The sequence below is a fragment of the Pedobacter heparinus genome (genome assembly GCF_032678725.1).
GTDB lineage: Bacteria > Bacteroidota > Bacteroidia > Sphingobacteriales > Sphingobacteriaceae > Pedobacter > Pedobacter heparinus_A.
Map to the genome: position 1 here is coordinate 1 of NZ_JAVTSC010000004.1, position 17,879 is coordinate 17,879.

General features: G+C 43.3%; 18 protein-coding genes. 7 read left to right on the forward strand and 11 right to left on the reverse strand.

Annotation, left to right across the window (positions count from 1 at the left end; translation table 11 throughout):
- Positions 1–275 precede the first annotated feature (275 nt).
- On the reverse strand, positions 276–635 hold the full coding sequence (locus tag R2Q85_RS07395) for a CoA-binding protein (protein ID WP_316811123.1): 360 nt from the start codon (positions 633–635) through the stop codon (positions 276–278).
- Between the two features lie 86 nt (positions 636–721).
- Positions 722–2,263 carry an NAD(P)/FAD-dependent oxidoreductase gene (locus R2Q85_RS07400; RefSeq protein WP_316811124.1) on the reverse strand — a complete coding sequence of 514 codons (1,542 nt, stop codon included), beginning with the start codon at positions 2,261–2,263 and terminating at the stop codon, positions 722–724.
- A 120-nt stretch (positions 2,264–2,383) separates the two neighbouring features.
- Between R2Q85_RS07400 and R2Q85_RS07405 the strand changes: the two genes are divergently transcribed.
- From R2Q85_RS07405 to R2Q85_RS07420, 4 genes are all read left to right on the forward strand, one after another.
- On the forward strand, positions 2,384–2,965 hold the full coding sequence (locus R2Q85_RS07405; protein WP_316811125.1) for a LemA family protein: 582 nt from the start codon (positions 2,384–2,386) through the stop codon (positions 2,963–2,965).
- Positions 2,966–3,045: 80 nt separating this feature from the next.
- Positions 3,046–3,495 carry a TPM domain-containing protein gene (locus R2Q85_RS07410; protein WP_316811126.1) on the forward strand — a complete coding sequence of 150 codons (450 nt, stop codon included), beginning with the start codon at positions 3,046–3,048 and terminating at the stop codon, positions 3,493–3,495.
- Positions 3,492–4,265 (forward strand): TPM domain-containing protein, encoded by a 774-nt coding sequence (locus tag R2Q85_RS07415; RefSeq protein WP_316811127.1) that lies wholly within the window; start codon positions 3,492–3,494, stop codon positions 4,263–4,265. The genes R2Q85_RS07410 and R2Q85_RS07415 overlap by 4 nt, the downstream gene beginning before the upstream one ends.
- A 10-nt stretch (positions 4,266–4,275) precedes the next feature.
- Entirely contained in the window at positions 4,276–4,821 is a 546-nt protein-coding gene (locus tag R2Q85_RS07420; RefSeq protein ID WP_316811128.1) for an NUDIX hydrolase, read from the forward strand.
- A 70-nt stretch (positions 4,822–4,891) separates the two neighbouring features.
- Here R2Q85_RS07420 and dnaA read toward each other — a convergent pair whose 3' ends face one another.
- The 3 genes from dnaA to R2Q85_RS07435 all read right to left on the reverse strand — a co-directional run bounded on the left by dnaA (position 4,892) and on the right by R2Q85_RS07435 (position 8,597).
- Complete coding sequence (dnaA, locus tag R2Q85_RS07425) at positions 4,892–6,322, reverse strand: chromosomal replication initiator protein DnaA (protein ID WP_316811129.1); 1,431 nt, start codon at positions 6,320–6,322, stop codon at positions 4,892–4,894.
- A gap of 194 nt (positions 6,323–6,516) precedes the next feature.
- Positions 6,517–8,064, reverse strand: a complete 1,548-nt coding sequence (locus tag R2Q85_RS07430) for a methylmalonyl-CoA mutase (protein ID WP_316811130.1) — start codon at positions 8,062–8,064, stop codon at positions 6,517–6,519.
- Positions 8,065–8,066: 2 nt separating this feature from the next.
- Complete coding sequence (locus tag R2Q85_RS07435; protein WP_316811131.1) at positions 8,067–8,597, reverse strand: hypothetical protein; 531 nt, start codon at positions 8,595–8,597, stop codon at positions 8,067–8,069.
- A gap of 178 nt (positions 8,598–8,775) precedes the next feature.
- Between R2Q85_RS07435 and R2Q85_RS07440 the strand changes: the two genes are divergently transcribed.
- Complete coding sequence (locus R2Q85_RS07440) at positions 8,776–9,129, forward strand: iron-sulfur cluster assembly accessory protein (protein ID WP_316811132.1); 354 nt, start codon at positions 8,776–8,778, stop codon at positions 9,127–9,129.
- Positions 9,130–9,233: 104 nt separating this feature from the next.
- The gene (locus R2Q85_RS07445) at positions 9,234–10,466 is read left to right on the forward strand and encodes an ABC transporter permease (RefSeq protein ID WP_316811133.1); all 1,233 of its coding nucleotides are present in this window, start codon (positions 9,234–9,236) and stop codon (positions 10,464–10,466) included.
- A 7-nt stretch (positions 10,467–10,473) separates the two neighbouring features.
- Here R2Q85_RS07445 and rfbB read toward each other — a convergent pair whose 3' ends face one another.
- From rfbB to R2Q85_RS07470, 5 genes are read right to left on the reverse strand one after another with little or no spacing between them, the layout of a single operon-like run.
- Positions 10,474–11,526, reverse strand: a complete 1,053-nt coding sequence (gene rfbB / locus R2Q85_RS07450; protein ID WP_316811134.1) for a dTDP-glucose 4,6-dehydratase — start codon at positions 11,524–11,526, stop codon at positions 10,474–10,476.
- A gap of 15 nt (positions 11,527–11,541) precedes the next feature.
- Entirely contained in the window at positions 11,542–12,108 is a 567-nt protein-coding gene (locus R2Q85_RS07455) for a hypothetical protein (protein ID WP_316811135.1), read from the reverse strand.
- Positions 12,109–13,131 (reverse strand): UDP-glucose 4-epimerase GalE, encoded by a 1,023-nt coding sequence (galE, locus tag R2Q85_RS07460; RefSeq protein ID WP_316811136.1) that lies wholly within the window; start codon positions 13,129–13,131, stop codon positions 12,109–12,111.
- 8 nt (positions 13,132–13,139) lie between these two features.
- Positions 13,140–14,129, reverse strand: a complete 990-nt coding sequence (locus R2Q85_RS07465) for a UDP-glucuronic acid decarboxylase family protein (protein WP_316811137.1) — start codon at positions 14,127–14,129, stop codon at positions 13,140–13,142.
- Positions 14,129–15,442: a UDP-glucose/GDP-mannose dehydrogenase family protein gene (locus tag R2Q85_RS07470; protein WP_316811138.1), complete on the reverse strand. Its 1,314-nt coding sequence runs from the start codon at positions 15,440–15,442 to the stop codon at positions 14,129–14,131. Before R2Q85_RS07470 ends, R2Q85_RS07465 begins: the two co-directional genes overlap by 1 nt.
- Positions 15,443–15,603: 161 nt before the next feature.
- Here R2Q85_RS07470 and R2Q85_RS07475 point away from each other — a divergent pair, with 161 nt between their 5' ends.
- Positions 15,604–16,827, forward strand: a complete 1,224-nt coding sequence (locus tag R2Q85_RS07475) for a 3-deoxy-D-manno-octulosonic acid transferase (RefSeq protein ID WP_316811139.1) — start codon at positions 15,604–15,606, stop codon at positions 16,825–16,827.
- Here R2Q85_RS07475 and hemH read toward each other — a convergent pair.
- Positions 16,817–17,830: a ferrochelatase gene (gene hemH, locus R2Q85_RS07480; RefSeq protein WP_316811485.1), complete on the reverse strand. Its 1,014-nt coding sequence runs from the start codon at positions 17,828–17,830 to the stop codon at positions 16,817–16,819. The two genes, R2Q85_RS07475 and hemH, sit on opposite strands and share 11 nt — an antisense overlap.
- Positions 17,831–17,879: the final 49 nt, after the last annotated feature.

Here is a 17,879-nt window from a genome sequence, read left to right on the forward strand (position 1 = left end):
TGTCCTCCAGCTACTCCACTAAAAACACCCAGAACAAAGGCCACAACAAGCCAGGCTGATTAGACAAATCCTTGCTGCCAAAGCCAGGCCTCAGTAAGGCCAGGTCCTCACATCAGACACACATTCCACACACTTTCTTCACAAAAAGGTACCTGATTGTGGATTTGGTGTGAAGAAAGTGTGGACCAGGTGTGAAGAAAGCCCATAAAAAACCCCTGCAGTATCTCTACTACAGAGGCATATCTAAACCATTCCTCTCTGAAAGAATTAAACCTTCAATATTGTCCGGTAGACAACAGCACCAGCGTACACGCTTGCACAGGTTCAATCGCATTCGCCCTAAGCAAGCCATCCAATTCTTCATTCTCCGTTCCCGGATTAAAAACAACACGCTTTGGCTGTGTCTGCAAGATATAATCATAATACCTGTCCTGCAAATGTGGCCCGATGTATAAGGTAATGGTATGAATGTCCGTATGAATATCCCCCGGCTCTTCTATTTCCACGCCGGCAACCGAACCTTTCTTTATGCCAATGTTTACAATCTCATGTCCTTTAGATTTGAGCATATTGGCGGCAAGGTATGCATACCGTGAGGGATTTGGAGTTGCTCCTATAATTAATGTCTTCTTCACCGTTTTAAAATTTAACTGGCCGATCGTTTATATATAAAACACGCCATCACTATATATATAACAAGGCATCACGAAATCTGTTTAAATTAAATGGTTTTCAGTACTGCATTTGCACAGTTTACCCCATCAATGGCTGCAGAAACAATGCCTCCGGCATAGCCCGCACCTTCTGCACATGGAAACAAACCTGCCAACTGAGGGTGCTGAAAGGTATCTCTGTCTCTTGGAATTCGCACAGGCGAGGAACTTCGGCTCTCTACTCCTACTAAAATCGCTTCATTGGTATAATAGCCCCTCATTTTTTTTCCAAAAACCGGCAGCGCATTTTTTAAACTGGAGGCCACAAAATCCGGTAAGGTATCTTTAAGGATCACACTTTTTGTTCCGGGCAGATAAGAGTTTTTAGGAAGGTCAGCAGAAAGCCGGCCTTCTACAAAATCAACCATCCGCTGTGCGGGTGCAACCAGGTTACCCCCACCCAATTTAAAGGCCTGTTGTTCTATCTGCGCCTGAAAATGCATCATTCGCAAAGGGTTCTCCCCTTTTACATCCTCCAGTCCAACCTGGACCACTGTTCCAGAATTTGCAAATGGGTTGTTTCTTTTTGAAGGCGACCAGCCATTGACCACAATCTCATGCAGATCAGTAGCACATGGTGCGATGATCCCCCCAGGGCACATGCAGAAAGAAAACACGCCCCTACTGCCTACCTGTTCCACCAAACTGTAATAAGCAGGTGGCAAAAACGCACCGCGCACATCGCAATGGTATTGTGCAGCATCAATAATGGCTTGAGGATGTTCAATCCTTACACCCAGGGCAAAAGGCTTGGCCTCCACCAAAATACCCTTGCGATGGAGCAATTCATAGATATCACGTGCAGAATGGCCTGTAGCCAGGATAACTGCATCGGCCAGCAGGCGGTTTCCGTCGTTGAGCACCACGCCTTTAATTTTTCCAAAATCAACCAGCAGATCTGTCACCTTTTGATCAAAATGCAGTTCTCCACCGGCATTTAGTATCGTCTCCCTGATGGCGGTAATGATGTGCGGCAGCTTATTGGTACCGATATGCGGACGGGCATCTACTAAAATATCAGCTGTTGCACCATGCTGAACAAAGATTTGAAGTACCTTATTGATGTCCCCGCGCTTATTGGAGCGGGTATAAAGTTTGCCATCAGAATAGGTTCCAGCGCCCCCCTCGCCATAACAATAGTTAGATTCGGTATGCACTATTCCTTCTTTATTGATGGCCGCCAGGTCTCTTCTACGCTGTTTTACAGCCTTGCCCCGTTCTAAAACAATGGGTTTAAGTCCGTTTTCTATACATTGCAGCGCAGCAAACAGTCCTGCAGGCCCGGCACCTACAATGATCACAGGCTTGCCATTACTGACATTTTGATAGTTTAATGTAAAAAAATCTGCCAAAGGCAGTTCATCAATAAAAACCCTGACCTGTAACCGATATATTACTTTTCTGGAACGTGCATCGATGGAACGCTTAAGGATCTTATAGCCCTTCAGTCGTGCCAAATCCAGCTTAAGCGAGGTAGAGAGCGCTTTTTTTATTTCAGTTTCAGTGCCCGCATGCTCTGGGGCCATTGTAATTTCTATTTCCTTTTGCATAATCCTGTCAGGTTTTTATCCTGAAAACTGTAACAAAGGTACGGAAATTGAGTTCTAATGTGTAAATTAACATTATTAACAAAAAGCGCAGGAAAATGGCGCGCTAAAAAACTAAAGCATATGAAAAAAACAGTATTGGCAATAGCAGGCTTCCTGGTCCTGATGGTAACAATGAGCGGATGTGGCTACAACAGCATGGTTAAACTTGACGAAGATGTAAAAGCAAAGTGGAATCAGGTGGAAACCCAGTACCAGCGCCGGTCAGATTTAATCCCTAATTTAGTGAATACCGTTAAAGGTGCTGCAAAATTTGAACAAAGTACCTTAACCCAGGTAACAGAAGCCCGCGCCAAAGCTACCCAGGTTACCGTTGACCCCGATAAATTAACGCCAGAAAATATTGAAAAATTCCAGGCAGCACAGGGCCAGGTTAGCCAGGCTTTAGGCCGCTTACTGATGGTAACAGAGAATTACCCCGAATTAAAAGCGACCGAGCAATTCAGGGATGTATCTGCAGAATTAGCCGGAACAGAGAACAGGATAGCAGTTGCCCGTAAAGATTTCAATGAATCGGTACAGACCTATAATACCAAGGTAAGGTCATTTCCTAACAACCTGATGGCAGGCATATTTGGCTTTAGCCAGAAAGCAGGCTTTAAGGCCGATGCAGGAGCAGAAAAAGCGCCAAAAGTAGAATTCTAATATACCTCAACACATTTAAGGGTAATGCGTGTTTATTATCAAAACATGTATTACCCTTATTCTTATTCAGCAATCCTATCATGGGCATATTTACAGAGCAAGACCAGGAACTTATTGCAAACGCAATTTCAGAAGCCGAAAAAGGCACTTCAGGCGAAATCAGAATAGCAGTAGAAGCGCATTGCCATGGCGATGCTTTTGAAAGCGCTACTGCTTATTTTGCAAAGCTGGGCATGGATAAAACAGCCAGGCACAATGGTGTGTTGATTTACTTGGCCTATGCAGACCACAAATTTGCCATCATTGGCGACAGTGGCATTAACAAAGTTGTCCCTCCTGATTTTTGGGAAACAACGCAAATCGCCATGAAGGCACACTTTGCAGGCGGCAACATTGTGCAGGGAATTATTGCAGGCATAGTGCTGGCAGGAGAAAAACTGGCTACCTTCTTTCCTGCCCTGGGCGATGACATCAATGAATTGCCCAACGAGATTATTTTTATGGATCAACACAAAACCCCCGGGCAATGAAAAAAATACTCATAGCCTTATTATTTAGTTTATTTTCCGTTACCGGCTTTGCCCAGGATTTTCCGGCAAAACCCAATACATTGGTTAATGATTATACCGGAACACTTTCATCCGGACAGCTTCAGCAGCTGGAACGTAAGCTCGTTGCTTTCGACGATTCGACCTCTATCCAGGTGGCTATAGCCATTCTGAAATCTGTTGGGGAATATGACATCAATGAGTATGCCCTCGAACTTGGCAGGAAATGGGGAGTAGGCAATAAGGGCAAAGACAATGGCGTCATGATCGTTGTAGCCCTTGGCGACAGGAAGATCGCCATCCAAACGGGGTACGGTGTAGAAGGTGTATTGCCCGATATGTATACCCGACGCATCATTGACAATGACATCAAACCTTATTTTAAGGCCGGTGACTATTATAAAGGCCTGGATGCCGGAACGGACGCGATCATCAGTGTTACGAAAGGCGAATATAAAAACGATAAACCTAAAGCTGGTAAAAGCGGTAGTGGTGCTTCGGGCGTATTGATTATCATCATCATTGTAGTGGTCGTGATCATTGTGCTTAAACGAGGTGGCGGCGGAGGTGGCGGCAGCCAGGTTATCGGCGGCCGTGGTGTTGCTGATGCATTGTTCTGGAGCATGCTATTGGGCGGCGGAAGAAGTTCCGGCGGCGGTGGCAGCTGGGGTAGTGGCAGCAGTGGCGGCGGCGGTTTTGGTGGCTTTGGCGGCGGTAGTTTTGGTGGTGGCGGCAGCAGTGGCAGCTGGTAATTATATTCTAATGGAAATATTAAAATGGAAAAAGCTTTCCTCCACCTACCTGGTGAAAGAAAGATGGGCTACCTTAAGGGTAGATACCTGTGAACTGCAAAACGGAAGTATAAAGGACGACTATTATGTGCTGGAATACCCAAACTGGGTAAACGCGATAGCACTTACTGCAGAAAACAAAATGATCCTGGTGCGCCAGTACCGCCATGCGGCCGATATTGTGTCGCTGGAAATCCCCGGGGGTGTGATCGATGGTAATGAACTACCGGAAGATGCCATAAAAAGGGAATTGCTGGAAGAAACCGGTTATTCGTTTAAAAGCGCAGAACTGATTGCAACACTATACCCAAACCCTGCAACGGCAAACAATGTAACCTATACCTATCTGTTGAAAGAAGGCACCAAAACTCATGAACAGCACCTTGACGAACATGAAATATTAAATGTAGAGGAATATACCATTGCAGAAGTTAAGCAATTACTCGCGGACAACAAGATAGACCAGGCCCTGCATTGCGCAGCCTTATTTTATGGCTTAATGAAGCTTGGAGTTTAATCGTCCGGTAAACTATAAAAAAGCCCCCTAAGCAAAACTAAGGGGGCTTTTTTAATAAAATGAGCCGGGTTTAGCTCATTTTCAATTTCTTTTGTATGTCGTGCACATATCCTTTAAACTTTTTATCCGTATCGATAAGGTCTTCCACCGTCTGGCAGGCATATATTACTGTGGAATGGTCCCTTCCGCCAAAAAAAGCACCAATTGTTTTCAAGGATGATTTGGTATGGCTTTTTGAAAGGTACATCGATATTTGTCTGGCCTGAACGATCTCGCGTTTTCTTGTCTGCGACTTTACCATATCTACCGGAACTTCAAAATACTCGCATACCAGCTTTTGGATGTACTCCATGGAAATCTCCTTGGAGGTATTCTTGATAAAATTTTTCAGCATCTGTTTGGCGAGTGCCAGGTCGATATCCTTTTTATTTAAAGTAGACTGGGCCAGCAATGAAACCATTGCCCCTTCCAGTTCCCGAACGTTATTGTCTATATTGTGAGCAACATACTCTACTACTTCTGCCGGCAGCTCTATCCCATCGGCATACATTTTCTTTCGAAGGATGGCAATCCTGGTTTCCAGGTCCGGCACCTGCAAGTCAGCAGAGAGTCCCCATTTAAACCTGCTCAACAAGCGCTCTTCCAGCCCTGCAAGGTCTTTAGGTGCTTTATCTGAAGACAATATCACCTGCTTGCCTGATTGGTGCAGGTGGTTAAAAATATGGAAAAATATATCCTGTGTCTTTTCCTTACCTGCAAAGTTGTGTACATCATCCATGATGATCACATCCATCGCCTGATAAAAGTTCACAAAATCATTAATGGTATTGTTCTTCAGAGAATCTACGAACTGCTGGCAAAACTTCTCGCAGGACACGTAAATGACCAGCTTGTCCGGCATATTTCTTTTGATCTCATTACCAATGGCCTGGGCCAGGTGTGTTTTACCTAAACCAACACCTCCGTAGATCATCAATGGGTTAAAAGAAGTACCTCCTGGTTTTGCGGCAACAGCATAGCCTGCAGAGCGGGCTAAACGGTTACAATCTCCTTCAATATAATTTTCAAAAGTATAATTGGCATTCAGCTGAGGGTCTACATTCAGCTTTTTTAAACCCGGGATAATAAAAGGGTTTTTAATGTCTTTATTGATAGAAACAGGAATGGGCATCGACTGCTTCTTGGCTTCGGCACCGTTACCGTTACTAGGCATATTGGTGGTATAAGGATTACCGGAATTAGAAGACTTGTCTACAACAATATTATACTCCAGTCTGCCTTCATCACCCAGCTGCTTTTTTACTGTTTTTCTGAGCAAACCAACATAATGCTCTTCCAACCATTCATAGAAAAATAAACTTGGCACTTGTATCGTTAAAACATTGCCTTCCAACTTAAGCGCAGATATCGGTTCGAACCAGGTTTTGAAACTTTGGGTCGGAATGTTATCCTTTATGATTTGGAGACAGTTTTTCCATACATCGATGCAAGTTTTTTCCATTGTCATTCTATAATTTGTTGGTTTACAGTAACGATTTGAGCACAAAAAATGAACCCTTTCGAGAGATCGAATATTCAAAAAATTATCAACAAAAAAAACTTAATTTTCATTTATTTGGTAAGTGCTTATACAGCAATACCATACCCCAGTTAACCTCAATTTTTTATGTGGATAACTATTTATTAACATCAATTTCAATATTCTCCAAAAACGTTACGCAGTACATTGGCAATTTCGCCCAGGGTGGCATAAGCTTCCACTGCTGCAAGAATAAACGGCATCAGGTTGCCAGTTCCTTTGGCAGCCCGCATTAGGTCGTTTAATGCTTTTTCAACCACTTCATTGTTTCTTTCAGCTTTAAGCTTTTTCAGTTTTTCTGTTTGTATGGTCCTGATGGATTCATCAATGGTAAATACCTCATTGATCCCTTCCTTTTGCTGGGTAAATCTGTTTACACCAACAATCACTCTGCTGGCCTGTTCCACCTCCAGCTGGTACTGATAGGCAGCATCGGCAATTTCGTTCTGAATGTAGCCATTTTCGATGGCCTGGACAGCGCCGCCCATGGCATCAATTTTATCGATATACAACTGGGCAGCGGCTTCAACTTCATTGGTAAGTGCCTCCACAAAATAAGAGCCTGCCAAAGGATCAACGGTATCGGTTACCCCACTTTCAAAAGCAATGACCTGCTGTGTCCGCAAAGCAATTTTTGCGGCAGCTTCAGTAGGTAAAGAGAGGGCTTCATCATAACCATTGGTATGCAATGACTGCGTGCCACCCAAAACTGCGGCCATCGCCTGATTGGTTACCCTGATCACATTATTAAGCGGTTGTTGCGCCGTTAAAGTAGAGCCCCCGGTCTGGGTATGAAACCGGAGCATTTGTGCTTTTTCATCTGTAGCGCCCAGCTGCCTGGTCATTTTTGCCCACATCCTTCTGGCAGCCCTGAATTTCGCAATTTCTTCAAAAAAATTATTGTGGCAGTTAAAGAAAAAGGAAAGCCGCTTGGCAAAAACATTGATATCGAGGCCTTTTTCAAGTGCTGCATTTAAATAGGCTTTTCCATTTGCCAGGGTAAAGGCCAACTCCTGCACTGCTGTAGACCCTGCTTCCCGGATATGGTAACCTGAAATGGAAATGGTATTCCATTTTGGGACTTCCTTACTGCAATATTCAAAAATATCCGTAATGATCCGCATGGAGGATTTAGGCGGATAAATATAGGTGCCCCGGGCCGCATATTCTTTTAAAATGTCGTTCTGTATGGTCCCGGATATCTGGCGGATATCGGCGCCTTGTTTTTTAGCCAGAGCAATGTACATGGCCAGCAAAATAGAGGCCGTGGCATTAATGGTCATAGAGGTACTGATCTTTTGCAATTCGATCCCATCGAACAGGATTTCTATGTCTTTCAGGGAATCAATGGCCACACCTACTTTACCTACTTCACCTTCAGACATTTCATGATCTGAATCGTATCCAATCTGTGTAGGCAGGTCAAAAGCAACAGAAAGTCCCATTGTTCCCTGTTGTAACAGGTAATGGTAACGTTGATTAGATGCCTCTGCTGTAGAAAATCCGGCATACTGACGCATGGTCCAGAGCTTTCCCCTATACATGTCTTTTTGAATTCCCCTCGTATAAGGAAATTCACCCGGTGCTTCCACCTGGGCACTGGCTTCGGTATAAACTTCTTTGATTTCAATACCTGATGTTGTGGTAAATTTCTTATTGTTCATAATTAAAACAGCTGATGTATATCTTTTTTAATCAGGTCGAGGGTCAGATCATAGGGATTATTTTCAACCCCGGTCATGTGCTGCAATACCATCCGGCTTAGATCTACACCTGTTGCATCTCCGGGTAAATTTTTCACCCCATTGTTCAGCATGGCTATCGTATCATCTTTCAGTTGCTTCACCACATTCCAGGTAGCTGTACCGATGTACAATTGCTGGGTAATATTATGCTGATACTCTGACCTGATCTCGTTTAACAGGATTGCCTGCAAGTCCTTCAGGGATACGCCTTGCTGATGTAGCCTGATGAGCAGGTTTGATGGGTTGATGCGTTCCACAAAAACGATCAAACGTTCATGGGCCTGCAGGCGGAGCGACAGCAATTGCGGATTTTCTTCTTTTTGCTGTCTTCCAAACTTCAGTCTGAAATAATTACGGATGTCATCCTTAATCAGGTAATAACCTGCCGAAACGGTGGCCACACCTCCTATCACCAGCACAGCTGCATCTGTTAAAAATTTTTGTAAGTCCATTAGCTTTGTTTGAATACCGTAATAATTAGTGTTAGTACCGGCAAAAATGTACATTTTGATTTATATTTGCGCTATTGATAGTTTTTTATCAAAGCTTTGGCAGAACAGTCTCCATTGTTTTCACAACAATTATAGCTATTTTGCAATTAACAGATTTTTTAAAACGGCACAAAATCATATGAGTAATACTGTAGATACGGCATTTGCACCAGTAACATTTACAGAAACAGCTGTAAAAGAACTTTTCAAATTGAAAGACCAGCAGGAAATTGCTGAAGACTTTGGCCTGCGCGTGGGTGTAGAGGGCGGTGGCTGCTCCGGCATGAATTACGTTTTAGGCTTCGACCAGAAAAAAGAAGGCGATCAGGAATTTATCATCGAGGGAATTAAGGTTTTTATGCACAAGGCACATCAAATGTATTTGCTGGGCATGCAGGTTGACTGGCAGGATGGTTTGAATTCCAGAGGTTTTACCTTCAGTAATCCAAATGCAGCCAGTACCTGTGGTTGCGGAACCAGTTTCTCCGTATAATTGAGCAGGTTAAATGCGGTAATTATTGGCCTCCTGTTGTAACATTATTCAAGTCCTGTTGTCTTAACAACAGGACTTTTATTTTTCCCTGAAATTATCCTGTAATGACCTATACTGAAAACGTAAAACTAGCCATACAATCCATTACCAGCAACCGGTTACGTACCATGCTAACGGCATTGATTATCGCCATTGGCCTCTCGGCACTGGTGGGTATATTAACTACGCTTGATGCGGTTAAAAAAAGTATGACTGAAGCTTTTTCCAGCATGGGCGCAAACTCTTTTACGATAAGAAACCGGGGTACCGGAATCAGGATCGGCGGCTCCGGGCAAAGACAAAAACCCTTTAAGTCCATACGTTATGAAGATGCCCTGGCTTTTAAAGAGCGGCTCGTTACACCTGCAAAAGTTGCCGTAAGTGTTGTGGCAACCCGTGGTGCTACAGCTAAATTCAGCACAGAAAAAACAAATCCAAACATCAACATTCAGGGGATTGACGAAAACGGATTGAACTCACAGGGTCTGGAACTGGCTTTGGGCCGAAACTTCAGCCTTGCCGAATCGCAGTCGGGTAATAATGTCTGCATCATAGGCAGCGAGATCAGCGAGAAATTATTTAAAAGCCAAAGTCCCTTAGATAAAATCATCAATGTTGGAAATACCAGGCTTAAGGTAATCGGAGTGCTGGTACGTAAGGGGCAAAGCATGGGTTTTAGCGGTGACCGTGCCATATATGTCCCTTTGTTAAAAGCAAAACTGATCAACTCCAGCTCCAATCCTTCTTATACCATTACGGTAATTGTGCCAAGCAATGACATCATGGACAATGTGATAGGTGAAGCCACAGCACAATTCAGGAACATCCGTAAAATAAGGGTAAATGAGCCTAATAATTTTGAGATTACCAAGAGCGATGCCATGGCACAAACGCTGTTCGAGCAATTAAATTACATCGTTCTGGGCGGTATAGCCATAGGAGTCATTACTTTACTTGGCGCTTCAATTGCGCTGATGAACATCATGCTGGTCTCAGTAACGGAGCGGACACGTGAAATCGGAATCCGGAAAGCCATAGGTGCAAACCCCGCAGTCATCCGCAAGCAATTCTTGCTGGAAGCAGTGATGATCTGTTTAATGGGCGGAACGCTCGGAATTTTTATGGGTATAGCCTTAGGAAACCTCATCTCTTTTGGAATGGGCGGTTCCTTCATTATTCCATGGGAGTGGATTTTTGGTGGTTTTGCGGTTTGTGTACTTGTAGGCATCGTTTCGGGATACTATCCCGCAAAAAAAGCCTCCAAACTTGATCCAGTGGAGGCTTTAAGGTACGAATAAGAGATGATTATCTTCCCTGATACTGTGTATCGTAATAGGCCTGATAATTCCCTGAAGTTACATTGCTGAGCCATTCTTCATTTCCCAGGTACCAATCCACTGTTTTTTCCAGACCTTCTTCAAATTGCAGGCTCGGCACCCAGTCCAGTTTATTTTGCAGCTTGGTAGAATCTATCGCATAGCGCAGGTCGTGCCCTGCCCTGTCGGTTACAAATGTAATCAGCTTCGCAGATTCACCGGGTTCGCGCCCCAGCTTTTTATCCATGATATTACATAGCAAATGGATCAGGTCGATATTCTTCCATTCGTTATGTCCGCCAATATTATAGGTTTCTCCGGTTTTGGCCTCATGGAAGATGACATCTATCGCCCGGGCATGGTCTTCTACCCAAAGCCAGTCGCGTACATTCTCCCCCTTACCATATACAGGAACAGGCTGGTTATTTTTGATGTTGTTAATGGCCAGTGGGATCAATTTCTCCGGAAAATGGTGTGAACCATAGTTATTGGAGCAATTAGAGATCACCACGTCCAATCCATAAGTATCATGATAAGCCCTTACAAAATGATCCGATGAAGCTTTAGATGCAGAATATGGACTATGCGGATCATAAGCGGTGGTTTCGGTAAACATACCCGTATCTCCCAATGCTCCATACACTTCATCAGTAGAAACATGATAAAAGCGCTTGTTTTCGTATGCCCCTTTCCAAAATTCCCTCGCCGAGTTCAGCAGATTAACCGTACCAATCACATTGGTCATTACAAAGGCGATCGGATCACTGATAGACCTGTCTACATGCGATTCGGCAGCCAGGTGGATTACAGCATCAAACTGTTCTTTCTGAAACAGGTTGTTCATTTCTGCCGCATCGGTGATGTCTGCTTTAACAAACCTATAGTTGGGCTTATCTTCTACATCAGTCAGGTTCGCCAGGTTACCTGCATAAGTTAATTTATCCAGGTTTACAATCTCGTACTGCGGGTAACTCTTTACAAATCGCCTGACTACATGAGAGCCGATGAAACCTGCACCGCCTGTGATTAATATCTTCTTCATTGATTCAAATTGTTTTTACAGGTCTTCAGGTAAATGAAGTGACCTCGCAGCTTCCGCTGTTTTATGCTTATAAATTTTATTCAGTAGCATATTCAGAGATCCCTTTAAATCAAACTGCAGATCCTCGTGCATTTTATGATACTTATTTAAGAGCAAAACTGTTGTTTTCACAAAATAAACGTTTAGCTTCTCATTAAACTTATAAAGTGATGAAAAAATACTTTCGTTAAATTCAATAGGGATATGTGTCAGCAAGTGGACCCTGAGTTCCATTTCACTATTTAAATCCCTGGTCACTTTAAAATGATGGTTAATGCTTCCATTTAATTTTCGCATCCGGAGCAGTGTCTCTTTTGAATTTGGTTTCCTGGCTGCCTGCAACTCAGCTATTCCTGCATCAATAAGCTGCATCAACTGCTCTTGCCGGTTTACCAGGTCCTGCTCATCTTCCAGTAATTTAAAATGGAGGTGCTCCGTTAATACCTTGTCTTTAGCAATTAACCTGAGCAACAGCTTATCCTTTTCCTTTTCGGGAAGAGATTTGATCTCCAGTTTCAGCTCCTTATGCTCACTCAACAGCATTTAAAAAGGATTATCCTGCAAATATTTTTCCCATTTCCAGGCTGATGACATCATTTCGTTCACATCAAGTTCGGCTTTCCATCCCAGGTCTCTTGCCGACTTGGTCACATCTCCCCAAACTTTTTCGATATCCCCTTCTCTTCTGGCGCCAATGGTATAGTTTAGCTTTACACCGGTAGACGCTTCAAAAGCGGTAATGATCTCCAATACAGATGAACCTTTACCTGTTCCCAGGTTAAATACTTCGTAATTGCTGGTCGCTTTATTGCTTTCCAGACGTTTGATGGCCGCAACATGTGCCTTCGCCAGGTCTACAACATGGATATAATCCCTTATTGCACTGCCGTCAGGTGTATCGTAATCATTTCCATAAACAGTTATCGGGCCACGTTTACCAATGGCAGATTGTGTAATAAAAGGAACCAGATTTTGGGGTACACCAATCGGAAGTTCCCCGATCAGGGCCGTATCGTGCGCACCAACGGGGTTAAAATAACGCAGCGAAGTCACTTTTAATGAAGGGGTTACCGCACAGGTTTCCTGCAGGATTTCTTCTGCAATCTGCTTGGTATTGCCATAAGGCGATTCTGCTTTTTTTGTTGGGGCATCTTCGGTTACCGGCAAAACATCAGGTTGTCCATATACTGTACAAGATGAAGAAAACACCAGATTCACCTTGCTGTCAAAAGCATTTATGAGGTTAATCAGGGAGTAAAAATTATTCCGGTAATATTTTAAAGGTTGCTGAACAGATTCGCCAACGGCCTTAAAAGCAGCAAAATGAATCACGCCGCTGATGTCTCTATGCTCGGCGACAAAGGCTTTCACTTTAATTTCATCGCAAAGGTCCAGTTCCACAAAATCCGGTCTGTTCCCTGCAATTGCTTCAATTTGCGCCAGTATTTTAGGATTAGAATTCGAGAAATCATCAACGATGATCACCTCATAGCCCGCATTATACAATTCAACTACGGTATGCGAGCCAATAAAACCGGTTCCACCGGTTACCAATATTTTAGACATACTTATTATTAACGATTATATCCTTTAAAATCTTTATGTTCTTTATTAGTTAGTGCCTCCTGAGGCAGAGATTTAAAATATGCATAGGTAATTTTTAAACCTTCAGCCCTGCTTACTTTGGGTTCCCAACCCAATATTGATCTCGCTTTGGTAATGTCCGGGCGCCTTTGTTTAGGGTCATCCACCGGTAGGTCTTTTAATACCAGTTTTTGACTGGTCCCGGTAAGTTTGATAATTTCCTCACCAAATTGTTTGATGGTGATCTCGTCAGGGTTGCCAATGTTAACCGGCAAAGCATAATCACTGAGCAATAAGCGGTAAATACCTTCTATCAGATCATCCACATAACAGAATGAGCGCGTCTGCGATCCATCACCAAAAACCGTCAGGTCTTCTCCCCGCAGGGCCTGCCCGATAAAAGCAGGCAAAACCCGTCCGTCATTCAGGCGCATTCTTGGTCCATAAGTATTAAATATTCGAACAATACGGGTTTCAACACCATGAAAGGTATGGTAAGCCATAGTCATGGCTTCCTGAAAACGTTTGGCCTCATCATAAACTCCCCTTGGTCCAACCGGGTTTACATTGCCCCAATATTCTTCAGGTTGCGGGTTTACACTTGGATCACCATACACTTCAGAGGTAGAAGCGATCAGCATTCTTGCATTTTTATGTTTTGCCAGACCAAGCAGGTTATGTGTTCCCAGTGACCCTACCTTCAGGGTCTGGATAGGGATCTTTAAATAATCGATCGGACTGGCCGGCGAGGCAAAATGAAGGATATAATCCAGCTCACCTGATACATATACATATTTAGAAACATCGTGGTGTGCAAACTCAAAGTTCTCCAATCCGAATAAATGCTCAATGTTTTGCAGGTCACCTGTAATCAGGTTATCCATTCCGATCACATGATAACCTTCTTTGATAAATCTGTCGCATAGATGCGAACCCAAAAAGCCGGCAGCACCGGTAATTAAAACTCTTTTTCTTTCCATTAGTTATTGATAAGCTTACGGCCAACACTATTATAATAATATCCCAGGTCGATCATTTTTTGCAGGTCGTATAAATTACGTCCGTCAAAAATGACCTTATTGCTCAATGTTTCCTCCATTCTTTCAAAATCAGGATTTCTGAATACCGACCATTCAGTAGCAATCAATAACGCATCTGCATCTACCAGTGCATCATATTGGGTTTCAGCATAGGTTATTCTATCGCCTACAAGCGCTTTAACATTATTCATCCCTTCCGGATCAAAGGCAGTGACCGTAGCTCCATGTTTAAGCAACTCTTCAATGATATATAAAGATGGTGCTTCACGGATGTCGTCTGTCTCCGGTTTAAAGGCAAGCCCCCATAGCGCGAAGTGTTTACCTTTTAAGTCGCCCTTATAATACTTGAGCAGTTTATCCACCAATATGGTCTTTTGCCTTTCATTTACCTGCATTACCGACCTCAGGATCTGGAAATCATAATTGTGCTCATCGGCCGACTTTGCCAAAGCCTGCACATCCTTAGGAAAACAGCTGCCGCCATATCCGATGCCTGGGAAAAGAAAGCGTTTACCGATCCTTGCATCAGAACCGATGCCTTTACGCACAGCATCCACATCCGCATTTACAATTTCGCAAAGGTTGGCTACTTCATTCATGAAGGTAATCTTTGTGGCAAGAAATGAATTGGCTGCATATTTTGTCAGCTCCGAAGAACGCTCATCCATAAACAAGATTGGATTTCCCTGTCTTACATACGGACCATACAATTCTGCCATCAGCTTTTGCGCCCGCTCGCTCCGGGTTCCTATAACCACACGGTCCGGCTTCATAAAATCCTCTACAGCTACACCTTCCCGTAAAAACTCAGGGTTAGATACCACATCTATTTCTACATCGGTATGCGCCGTAAAAACAGCCTGTACTTTATCTGCTGTACCCACAGGAACAGTGGATTTATTTACAATGACCTTATAATTGGTTACCAGTTTGGAAATGTCTTTGGCAGCACCCAGAATATAGGATAAATCCGCAGCACCGTCTCCTCCCGGAGGCGTAGGCAGCGCCATAAAAATGATCTGGGCATCCTTAATGGCATGGGCAAGATCTGTGGTAAAAGTTAAGCGGCCCTGTGCAATGTTCCTGTGGAACAAAACATCCAGTCCCGGCTCGTAGATAGGTACTTCACCAGCCTGCATTTTTTTTACTTTGGCTTCATTAATGTCTACGCAGATTACATTATTCCCTGTTTCAGATAAACAAGTACCTGTAACCAAACCAACATACCCTGTTCCGATAACGGCTATTTTCATCTTTTTATAATTTTGTTTTTTTTTTTTAAGGTGACAAAAGCAATCATGAACCTCAAATACCGGCTTTTCATGCCTGTTGGTCCACGATGGTTTCCTATATTATTCCCGTGTTTTAATTATATTAAAGTATCTTCGGCTAAGATAATAAATAAACACACAAAATGCTTTGGCTTTATAACATCTCGATTCATCTTTACGCGCTGCTAATCAGGATATTTTCTACATTTAATACCAAAGCATCACTTTTCATCAAAGGCAGGAAAAATATTTTTACCCAGATAGACCAGAAAATAGTGGCCGGAGAGCGTCATATCTGGTTTCACTTCGCTTCTTTGGGTGAATTTGAACAAGGCCGCACCCTGCTCGAAAAAATAAAGGAACACTATCCTGAAAAAAGAATTGTAATTACTTTTTTTTCACCTTCGGGCTATGAGATCAGAAAAAACTATCCGCTGGCCGAAGGCGTTTTCTATTTACCCTTAGATACCGCAGTTCATGCTGAAAAATTAATTGCAGCTTTCAATCCCGAATTCGCAATTTTCACCAAATATGAATATTGGTATCACTATTTTAGAGAATTGAACAAAAAAAACATCCCTCTACTAATTATATCAGGAATATTCAGACCAAACCAGGTATTTTTTAAAGTTTACGGCTCCTTTCACAGGAAAATCCTGACATTTGTAAGCCATTTCTTCGTTCAAAATGAAGAAAGCATCCAATTGCTAAAAACCATAAATATCCAAAATGCCAGCCTAAGCGGAGACACCAGGTTTGACCGTGTCGCTGAAAACGCAGCCTCCGTAAAGAGGCTAGCCCTGGTTAATACATTTTGCGGAACAGCAGCAGTATGCATTGCCGGCAGTACCTGGCCTGAGGATGAGGAACTGATGGGAGGTTTATGTGTCCAGCATCCCGATTGGAAATTCATTATTGCGCCCCATGAAATCGGCGAAGCCCACCTTAAGGCGCTCGAAAAAATATTCCCGCAGGCCGTAAAGTATTCTGCACTTGCAGCAGCAGATGCAAACCAGCATCAGGTACTCATCATTGACAATATAGGCATGTTGTCTGCGCTGTACGCCTATGGCAGGCTTGCCTATATTGGCGGGGGTTTTGGCGCAGGCATCCACAATACACTGGAAGCCGCAGCATTTGGCATTCCTGTTATATTTGGCCCCAGATATGACAAATTTCAGGAAGCTAAAGACCTCATCGCCTTGGGTGCTGCAAAAAGCATCGGGAATCCGCAGGAATTGTCAAACGCTTTTGAGGAGCTGAGTACTGCTGCAGAAAAAGGGGATGTTGCAAAAGCGTATGTAGTTTCAAAAACTGGCTCAACCGATCAGATTCTTCAATATATAGCCCGGCATTTTAAGCCTTAGCCATATCCACCAGGGCCCGGATAAATTTAGGGTCATCATTCAGGCTTTCAACCAGCTGAACATGCTCCCCACCCAGTGCCTTGAACTCTTCCTGGTATTCCACAGTAATTTCATACAGGGTTTCCAGACAATCGGCAACAAAAGCAGGACTAAATACCAATAACCTTTTCTTTCCTTCAGCCGCAAGTTTCTTTAGCACATCAGTGGTATAGGGTTGTACCCAGGGCTCTTTGCCTAACCTAGACTGGAAACAAACCGTATAGTCTTCCCTGGCAATATTCAGTCTTTCTGCAATTAGTTTAGCGGTATCATGCCCCTGGGCAGCGTAACAGAATTTATTGGTATCGTTCAGGTTGTCACAGCAACCGTCTTTTTTAAGGCAGTAATGACCGGTATGGTCGCACTTTAACAGCTGGCGTTCCGGCAAGCCATGAAAACTGAACAATACATGGTCAAAAGTTTCAGGCTGGTATTTCCTTGCATTTTCAGCAAACGTTTCAATCATCAGTTCATTATCATGAAAAGAATTGACAAAAGATACCGGTGGTATGGTAGTCCATTTACTAAGCAGTTCCATCACCAGCTGGATCACAGAGCCCGAGCTGGCCGAAGCATATTGCGGAAACAAAGGAATCACCCTGATACTTTCCACCAGTCCGGCCTTCATTTTTTCCAGTGCCGATAAAATAGAGGGGTTTTGGTAGCGCATGGCCAGTTCCACATGGTATTCCTCTCCCAATTGCTCCTGCAGCATAGCAGCCTGAATTTTACTGAAGTACAATAAAGGTGATCCGTTCTCATCCCAGATCTCTTTATACAATTTGGAAGTTTTCGGACTGCGGAAAGGAACAATAATACCTTTAACCAGCAATGTCCGGTTCACAATGTTCACATCGATTACCCGTTCATCCATCAAAAACTGATCAAGATATTTACGTACATCACCAACTTCCGGACTATCCGGAGTTCCTAAGTTCACAAGCAGTATACCTTTTTTTCCCATAATTCCCGCAAAAATAACCATTCCATCCATTATTCTGATTGATCAGCTT

Coding starts and splice junctions, on each gene's coding strand:
- R2Q85_RS07470 (WP_316811138.1), bottom strand. CDS start 15,442: ATGAAAATAGCCGTTATCGGAACAGGGTATGTTGGTTTGGTTACAGGT.
- R2Q85_RS07415 (WP_316811127.1), top strand. CDS start 3,492: ATGAAAAAAATACTCATAGCCTTATTATTTAGTTTATTTTCCGTTACC.
- hemH (WP_316811485.1), bottom strand. CDS start 17,830: ATGGGAAAAAAAGGTATACTGCTTGTGAACTTAGGAACTCCGGATAGT.
- R2Q85_RS07420 (WP_316811128.1), top strand. CDS start 4,276: ATGGAAATATTAAAATGGAAAAAGCTTTCCTCCACCTACCTGGTGAAA.
- galE (WP_316811136.1), bottom strand. CDS start 13,131: ATGTCTAAAATATTGGTAACCGGTGGAACCGGTTTTATTGGCTCGCAT.
- rfbB (WP_316811134.1), bottom strand. CDS start 11,526: ATGAAGAAGATATTAATCACAGGCGGTGCAGGTTTCATCGGCTCTCAT.
- R2Q85_RS07410 (WP_316811126.1), top strand. CDS start 3,046: ATGGGCATATTTACAGAGCAAGACCAGGAACTTATTGCAAACGCAATT.
- R2Q85_RS07445 (WP_316811133.1), top strand. CDS start 9,234: ATGACCTATACTGAAAACGTAAAACTAGCCATACAATCCATTACCAGC.
- R2Q85_RS07475 (WP_316811139.1), top strand. CDS start 15,604: ATGCTTTGGCTTTATAACATCTCGATTCATCTTTACGCGCTGCTAATC.
- R2Q85_RS07440 (WP_316811132.1), top strand. CDS start 8,776: ATGAGTAATACTGTAGATACGGCATTTGCACCAGTAACATTTACAGAA.
- R2Q85_RS07430 (WP_316811130.1), bottom strand. CDS start 8,064: ATGAACAATAAGAAATTTACCACAACATCAGGTATTGAAATCAAAGAA.
- R2Q85_RS07400 (WP_316811124.1), bottom strand. CDS start 2,263: ATGCAAAAGGAAATAGAAATTACAATGGCCCCAGAGCATGCGGGCACT.
- R2Q85_RS07455 (WP_316811135.1), bottom strand. CDS start 12,108: ATGCTGTTGAGTGAGCATAAGGAGCTGAAACTGGAGATCAAATCTCTT.
- R2Q85_RS07405 (WP_316811125.1), top strand. CDS start 2,384: ATGAAAAAAACAGTATTGGCAATAGCAGGCTTCCTGGTCCTGATGGTA.
- dnaA (WP_316811129.1), bottom strand. CDS start 6,322: ATGGAAAAAACTTGCATCGATGTATGGAAAAACTGTCTCCAAATCATA.
- R2Q85_RS07435 (WP_316811131.1), bottom strand. CDS start 8,597: ATGGACTTACAAAAATTTTTAACAGATGCAGCTGTGCTGGTGATAGGA.
- R2Q85_RS07465 (WP_316811137.1), bottom strand. CDS start 14,129: ATGGAAAGAAAAAGAGTTTTAATTACCGGTGCTGCCGGCTTTTTGGGT.